This window comes from Vibrio sp. 1F253 (assembly GCF_041439295.1).
GTDB classification, from domain to species: domain Bacteria; phylum Pseudomonadota; class Gammaproteobacteria; order Enterobacterales; family Vibrionaceae; genus Vibrio; species Vibrio tasmaniensis_A.
Genome location: NZ_JBGONU010000055.1, coordinates 21,602 through 27,732, shown reverse-complemented (window position 1 = coordinate 27,732; position 6,131 = coordinate 21,602). Strand labels below are relative to the sequence as shown.

General features: G+C 43.4%; 5 protein-coding genes and 3 pseudogenes. 5 read left to right on the top strand and 3 right to left on the bottom strand.

Annotated features, from left to right (window positions below; translation table 11 throughout):
- Positions 1–295: 295 nt before the first annotated feature.
- Positions 296–439, bottom strand: a pseudogene (locus ACED28_RS19905) (IS110 family transposase); the annotation flags it as partial.
- Between the two features lie 153 nt (positions 440–592).
- On the opposite strand from ACED28_RS19905, the gene ACED28_RS19900 reads away from it, so the two are divergent.
- Positions 593–1,018, top strand: a complete 426-nt coding sequence (locus ACED28_RS19900) for a hypothetical protein (protein WP_371701338.1) — start codon at positions 593–595, stop codon at positions 1,016–1,018.
- 366 nt (positions 1,019–1,384) lie between these two features.
- On the opposite strand, the gene ACED28_RS19895 is transcribed toward ACED28_RS19900, so the two are convergent.
- Positions 1,385–2,323: a histone deacetylase gene (locus tag ACED28_RS19895; protein WP_371710566.1), complete on the bottom strand. Its 939-nt coding sequence runs from the start codon at positions 2,321–2,323 to the stop codon at positions 1,385–1,387.
- Positions 2,324–2,434: 111 nt separating this feature from the next.
- Between ACED28_RS19895 and ACED28_RS19890 the strand changes: the two genes are divergently transcribed.
- From ACED28_RS19890 to ACED28_RS19880, 3 genes and pseudogenes are all read left to right on the top strand, one after another.
- Entirely contained in the window at positions 2,435–2,560 is a 126-nt protein-coding gene (locus ACED28_RS19890; RefSeq protein ID WP_269146598.1) for a hypothetical protein, read from the top strand.
- Positions 2,561–2,585: 25 nt separating this feature from the next.
- Entirely contained in the window at positions 2,586–3,272 is a 687-nt protein-coding gene (locus ACED28_RS19885; protein ID WP_371701343.1) for an SDR family oxidoreductase, read from the top strand.
- 7 nt (positions 3,273–3,279) lie between these two features.
- Positions 3,280–3,855 (top strand): annotated as a pseudogene (locus ACED28_RS19880) (DUF3080 family protein); the annotation flags it as partial.
- 175 nt (positions 3,856–4,030) lie between these two features.
- Here ACED28_RS19880 and ACED28_RS19875 read toward each other — a convergent pair.
- Positions 4,031–5,560, bottom strand: coding sequence for a transposase (locus ACED28_RS19875; RefSeq protein WP_102556707.1), 1,530 nt, complete (start codon positions 5,558–5,560; stop codon positions 4,031–4,033).
- 121 nt (positions 5,561–5,681) lie between these two features.
- On the opposite strand from ACED28_RS19875, the pseudogene ACED28_RS19870 reads away from it, so the two are divergent.
- Positions 5,682–6,113, top strand: a pseudogene (locus ACED28_RS19870) (DUF3080 family protein); the annotation flags it as partial.
- Positions 6,114–6,131 lie beyond the last annotated feature (18 nt).

The following is a 6,131-nucleotide window of genomic DNA, read 5'->3' as shown; positions in this document are numbered from 1 at the left end:
GTTCCTGCTAATTTCGCGAAGGACTTTTATGAAAAAGTGAAGAGTAAATACGATAGAAACAATACTGAAATTGAGTTCAATTTAGTTGAGGAATCGCATTACTTTTCCAACGATATGCGAGATCACACGGTGAAATGGTTGAATAAAAATTTGTAAGCTAAAAAGTACATCTGTAGAAATAAACAGCCATACACAATTTAATGTATCCTAGATACTTTTTCTTATCTGATCGAAACGGTTTGGAGCAACACACCTGAAATACATTTGTCCAAAAATTTCATTTGCTGAGCTCTCACGCACAATGATGTGCACCAGAGTACGCCTCCATACCGATGAGGCAAGGCGGAAACTTAGCTAATGTATTTAAGATTTTGTTTCTTTAGATATTTTTGCGTAGGACACACTTGCCATATGCATCGACACAGTGAATACTGAACATATTCTTGGTGAGGTCACGCCAATAGTTTGAATGGTGGACATAGTAACCTCCAGTTCTTCAGCGTTTACTGAGTAAGTATGGCGCGCCGAGTGTCAGGTAGAGGGAGTCCATATCATTTGTTATGCGTTACTCCAACTTGAGAAGGTAGTACAAGTGGAAAGTAGAGTTAAAAAATCAGTCCAGTATCTTGCCTTGGGTATTCTTATATATCCGTGTCTTTATATGCTACTCAATTTTATTATCCCGATACTAATGGCGACTTTGGGTGAAGGTGGTAGCTCATTGGTTGAAATTTTTGAGTCTTTCACCTGGTTTATAATGCCTTTTTTTTCGGTGCTCTACTTGTTAGCTTTCCACCATTTTTCGCCAGTGTTAGGTAAATGGCATCAACGGATTGGGTATACTTTGGTTTTAGCCGCTGTGCTAATCGAAATAGCGACGCCTTGGATGGAAACTGGTCTGGTGTTTAAGGTGGCATCTTTTCTATGTCAGCTTTTTGAGTTAGGCATTTTAGTTAGTTGTATGTTCGTTTTTAGTAGTAAGTTGGGGCCAGATTCTGAGCTTGGAAGAAATGCATAACAAATTAGGATTGAGCGCTGCGTAGTCAGCGTTAAGTCCCGAGAGTTGACAGGCCGAGCCTCTCTATAAGTAAATTTTGTGTTTTACTCTAGAAGGACGTATGCCTGAGTGTTTTTCTCCAAGCAAGGGCAACGTTAATAACGTTCCGCCCTAACTTACTAACATGTCAATCTGATATATCTTGACGTTAAACGGTGAAGTAAGGTTTAATCTGTACAAGACAAACGATTAAAATGATTTTCGATAACTCGATTAACCAATTGTAAAATAAGCATTTAATTTTTTGGTGGTTGGGTTCAAATCCCTATCCCTCCACCACATTAAAGAAAGCCGCTGAGAAATCAGCGGCTTTTTTGTATCTGGAGATCACACAAGCTCACCGGTTCTGCTATTCACAGCCAATGCAGCGTTGAGTAACTGCATGTGAATCGGCACCAGATCTTGATGTTCAGTTCGATATCCGCCACCGACTACACACGCCATTGGAATAGACTCTGATTTCGCTAATTCAATCATGAAACAGTCGCGTTCAAATATCCCTTTTGTCGAAACATTCAAATAACCCAGTTCATCGTCTTGATGGATATCGATCCCCGCATCATAAATAATCAGATCAGGTTGGTGATGCGCAATCGCCAACTTGGTGACTTGTTCAAAACAACGTAAGAACTCTTCATCTTCTGTTTCACGACTTAATGGCACATCTAAATCAGATAACGGTTTACGCGCAGGGAAGTTCTTATCGCAGTGGAATGACAAAGTAATAATCTCATCGCTCTCTTGGCAAAGTGTCGCTGTACCATCGCCATGGTGAACATCACTGTCGACGATCAGCACTTTATCTATATGCTCAAAGGTTAATGCGTGCTTGGCCGCCAAGACCAGATCATTCAACAAACAGAAGCCACTGCCAAAATCTCGGTGCGCATGATGATAGCCACCGCTGAGATGAATCGCTAAACCACTCTCGATGGCCATTTCAGCGGCCAAGCAGGTTCCACCACTTGAATAGAGTGTCCTTTCTATAAGCTGTTCACTCCACGGAAAGCCGATACGTCTCATTTTTGCTGCTGGTAAATTTCCAGAAACTAGCAAATCGACATATTCACCATCGTGTACCTGCTTTACTTGTTCTACCGAAACAGGCATTGGCTGGAACATTTCGAATGCATTACCCCATTTTGGATCGCTATCCATGTGGTGCTTCACAGCACTGTGCAACAGTTGATATTTATTGATTGGATAACGATGCCCTTCTGGTAAAGGCAACTGAGAATAAATTGGATGGTAAATTAAAGGAGTCATAGATCGGGCGTATTACGTATCAATCTCAAAATCATAACAGTCTCAGACTTGGCGACAACCTTAATTAATGATAATAGTTATCATTACCTTTAATTAATTCCAGAGACAACAATGAAAAACGTAATACTCATCTGTGGTGTGATCTGTGGCTCGATGGCTGCAGTAATGATTTTTGTAGGAATGCTAATGGCCAGTTGGTGGACCGTTGATTTTCTCGTGTTAAGCCATCAAACTTAACTAATTGAACTGAAAAGGAATCACCATGAGCGTTATTTTTATTACTGGAGCGAACCGCGGCATTGGCTTAAGTCTGACTCAACAATACTTGAAAGGTAATCACAAGGTGTACGCAACTTACCGTGACGCCAATTCAGCAAAAGAACTGCTCTCTCTCGCAGACCACAGTAGCAACCTGACCTGCATTCAATTAGAGATCACCGATTACCAAGCGGTGAGCCACCTCACTTCGCAAATAGAGTCGATTGATATCTTGATCAACAACGCTGGCTACTATGGCCCTAAAGGTTATGGTCTGGGTAATACCGATGTCGAAGAGTGGCGTCGTGTATTTGAAATCAACACAATTGCCCCATTGAAGCTTGTCGAGACTCTATTACCTCTTATAGAAAGTAGTGACGTCAAAAAGATCGCCTGTCTTTCATCTAGAGTCGGCAGCATGACCGAGAACACCTCAGGCGGCGGTTATATCTATCGTTCATCTAAAGCCGCTTTAAACTCCGTTGTGAAGAGCTTAAGTAACGACTTAACCGATAATGGCTTTACAGTGTTGGCGTTACATCCAGGGTGGGTACAGACCGAAATGGGCGGACCTAATGCTCTTATTGATACAGAGACTTCAGCTAAAGGCCTTGTGACTGTAATAGAGTCATCGAATACTGAAGTGAGTGGTCACTTCTTTAATTTCGATGGTAGCGAAATAGACTGGTAGCGATCACATGGATCGTCACGCTATCTCAAGCTTAATCGTACGTTCAACACTGTTGTGTCTGACCGTGGTGATCACTGGATGTTTCGATGACAGCCCACAGAACTACTTCGACGACTATCAGGCCAAAATCGCCAACGTGCAAGATGCTGACGAGATACAGGAAGACTGGGAGCTCGACAGCTTACCGAGAAAGCGAGAACTGTTTATTGAAGTTCCTTCGCTCTCTATCGGGCTTATCGACAGCTATCAACTTCGACAATGCGGATTATTCAACCTGATTGCAGAAAGAAACTCCGTACTTGGAAAAGTCGCCGACGAGTTCCGAAATTACGATTATCAAGTCGCTCTACTGGAAGGTGTTGGTCAATGTTTATCTAATAACGAATTAGATCCAGAGATCGTAGAATTACTCAAAGAAATCGAGCAGCAGAAGCTCGCACAATTTCCACTGCACCAATGGAATCTCATCTATGCCAGTGAAGCGATGCAGTCTCAAATGCGTGGAAGTCAGTGGTTGCGTGCTGATATCGGCGAACAAGTCCGACAGACAAGGGACGCCCTAGAGCATATTAACCGAGCGTTGAGGCTGTAGGATTTCTCGATTTTTCGCCGATTTTCCCTGCTTTTATCGTCATTTATCCGACCGATAACAGCCTAAATGCTACGTGATGATAGTGACCTTTACCATAATAAGGAAAGATAGAGCGACAGGATGAGAGTTAATCGGAGTTTTTCGATGATTTTAGAGGTTTTACCCTCTAGATAATGCAATTTCGTAACTTTTCCATGTTGTGAAGCATGCTGAACATCGCCCATTGGGCGTTCACTTTCTCTTGTCCTCTTAGCGTAAATCGATTCATCTGTTTGTTGACTGTGATGTTACCAAAAACAGGCTCAACACATCCAAGCCGTTTACTGTATTGCCGCCTTCCTTCTGGGCTATCAATCTTGTCTTTCATGGCCTGCATGTGGTCAAAGTCTTTGGTGTTTTTGTAGATAAAGAAGACTTGTCGACCAACTTGCTTGCCAGGCGGTTTTCTCATGCACAGCGGTTGATGAACGCATTGTCTGCAGTCGTTTAGGTATCCACAAAACTGAGCACCACGCTCCCCACGGATGACGGCGTTTTTACTGCTCAGTCGCATCATATTTCCTGCAGGGCATCGGCAAGTCATTTCGTCTTGGTTGAACTCGAACATCGAAATGGAGTAACAGGTTTTGCCTGTTTTTGAGCGTTTCTTTCGTTTTTTCGCTTGCTCGGTCTGATAGGTTTCACTGTTTTGAAACAGCGGATTACGGCTGCGAAATCCAGTGTCTGCTATGTAACAATCATAAGGGGTCTCAGACAGGAACTTGAGGTTGGTTTTACTGTGAAACCCACTGTCTGCGGTGAACTTGGTGGTGCGCTCTGAGCTGTTGGGTAGTTTTTCTAATTGTTCTTTCAAAGCGAGCACTGCAGGCTTTAATGTTTGCTGCTCACCAACACTTCCCCACACTTGGCTGTGTAAAATAATTTGGTGCTTGTCATCCGTGATGGCGATGCCGTTATAACCTTGAATAGTGCCTTTTGAGGTGGTCATTTTAGCGCTGTCATTGTCCGTGATGTTGCTTTTTACAGGTTTTTTACTGCTGCCCAATTTGTCTTTAGTGCTCGCCAGAAATGCACCTATTTTATCGGCGCTGCTATCAAGCTTTTGTTTTTGTCTTAAGTCTTGTTCGATAACTTCATTTGGGAGCGAATCTTGGCTTTGATGACGCTCGATAATTCGCTGGCTCGCTCGTTGTAGTTTTTCTTTTTTACGGCGAAGCTCTTCGTGTGTGCCACTCCACTCCTTACTGGCATTGGATGAAATTTTACAGCCATCAATAGCAAACATGTTACGGCCAATTAGGTCTTGTTCATCGCATATCATGAGAACCTGAGTGAACAGTGGTTCGATGGTGTCCTTCATTTGTGCGATGAAAGCCGCGATAGTGGTGAAGTGTGGTCGCTCGTCGCCCGATAAGCACATGAAGGTGACGTTGTTGACGCAAGCCCTTTCTATGCGACGGCTAGATAACATGCCAAGGGAATAGGCGTAAAAAATAACCTTAAGCATGATGGAAGGTGGGTAAGCAGCCGCCCCGTTTTTGTCGTTGTGGTAGTGCGCATCAAAGGGCGAGAGGTCGAGGTGGTTATCGACAATGTGAGAAATCGCATACTCGATAGTTCCGGGGATGAGTTGTTCATCGATGATGATAGGGACGAACATGTTTTGGTTCGAGTAATCGGTTTTGAAGTTGGGCATAACTGTGTCTTGTGACGAATAATTTAGATTAGATCACAAGGAGTTAGTGCGTTCAAGCTCATATCATGATGAAATGGCGGTAGGATCAGAATTGAGACGGGCGAGGAGAAATTCTACAGCCTCGTTAAACACACCGCTCGTCTCCGGCAAGACTACTGAAGTTCAAGAAGGATTAGAGAAGAGTTCGACGCTTGGGGATTTGTACTACTCACTATCTCGTGCCTCTGTTGAGCTTGATACCATTACCAAACAACTCTCAACTTTTGACGCCAACATAATTTGTGGTGAGCAGCGAGACACGACTAAGTTTCGTTACCTTAATAATGTGTTCGAACAGCAATACATTGACAAGGTTCAGCCGTACATGGCGCAATTAGATGGCTACTATCAGCAGTTAGCCCCGCAACTTGGTATGTTTGACGCGCAACCTGACCTACACAGTTATTACTTTCCCATCAAAGATGCGCATCACGCCTTTCGATCATCCACTCGCCGCCATGTTGATTATTGGCAGCAGCTGTTTAAACGTTGTGGGCGCAAGGTCGGGCGTTAATATTGATTCCCGATATCA

Excerpts from the sequence above, each read along its gene's own strand:
- ACED28_RS19895 (WP_371710566.1), bottom strand. The coding sequence starts at position 2,323 with ATGACTCCTTTAATTTACCATCCAATTTATTCTCAGTTGCCTTTACCA.
- ACED28_RS19890 (WP_269146598.1), top strand. The coding sequence starts at position 2,435 with ATGAAAAACGTAATACTCATCTGTGGTGTGATCTGTGGCTCGATGGCT.
- ACED28_RS19885 (WP_371701343.1), top strand. The coding sequence starts at position 2,586 with ATGAGCGTTATTTTTATTACTGGAGCGAACCGCGGCATTGGCTTAAGT.
- ACED28_RS19875 (WP_102556707.1), bottom strand. The coding sequence starts at position 5,560 with ATGCCCAACTTCAAAACCGATTACTCGAACCAAAACATGTTCGTCCCT.